Here is a 701-nt window from a genome sequence, read left to right as displayed (position 1 = left end):
TTCGTGATCAAAACGGGGGAGCTTGGAAATAGCGGTCAATTGGCATCGGGGCAGGATTTAGTCTTTAGCGTGACGGGGGATGTGACCAACAACAAAACGGGCTTAATTTATGTGAAGGGCAATGGTGCTTTACAAGTTGATGGTGCTTTGTTGAATGATTTTGGTGCCATAATGGCAGAAGGTGATTTATCTTTCACCAATGCAGATGGCAGCGGAAAAAGCCTTTCGCTTGTGAACAAAGCAGGCTTTATTCAAGCTGGTGGAAACTTAAATATCCAAACCAACACTCTAAAAAACAAAGCCGATAGCACACCTGTCATCACGGAAAAAACGGAATATAGCGATATTTCATTCGAAAAACCAGAGGGTTATTATTTACTCAATGAACGGAATTTATATCACGATATGGGCTGGGATCGTTGGGGTAGTGGAAGTCTTTCTGATAGAGAGTTTGGGTTTGAAGGTCCCCGAGACTTTCTGTTTGATTGGCAACTTTGGAATAACAAAGAAGGAACCTATGGTACGGCAACTTTGAAAGATGGAACAGTCTATAAGGCATTTACTTGGGAATATGACAAGACAAACAGTAATATAGAACGCTATCAATGGAATAACTGGTCACACATGACAGAAAAGACTGTCACACAAGCATTTTCTCATAAACCAACTGTTTCGGGGGTAATACAATCTAGTGGCAACCT

General features: G+C 41.4%; 1 protein-coding gene. It reads left to right on the top strand.

Annotated features, from left to right (window positions below):
- A partial coding sequence (locus ACFIK0_RS09440; protein ID WP_375663915.1) for a hypothetical protein occupies positions 1 to 701 on the top strand: 701 nt, incomplete at both ends.

The sequence above is a fragment of the Bartonella sp. CL63NXGY genome (assembly GCF_042194905.1).
GTDB lineage: Bacteria > Pseudomonadota > Alphaproteobacteria > Rhizobiales > Rhizobiaceae > Bartonella.
This window is presented reverse-complemented; position numbering and strand designations above follow the sequence as displayed.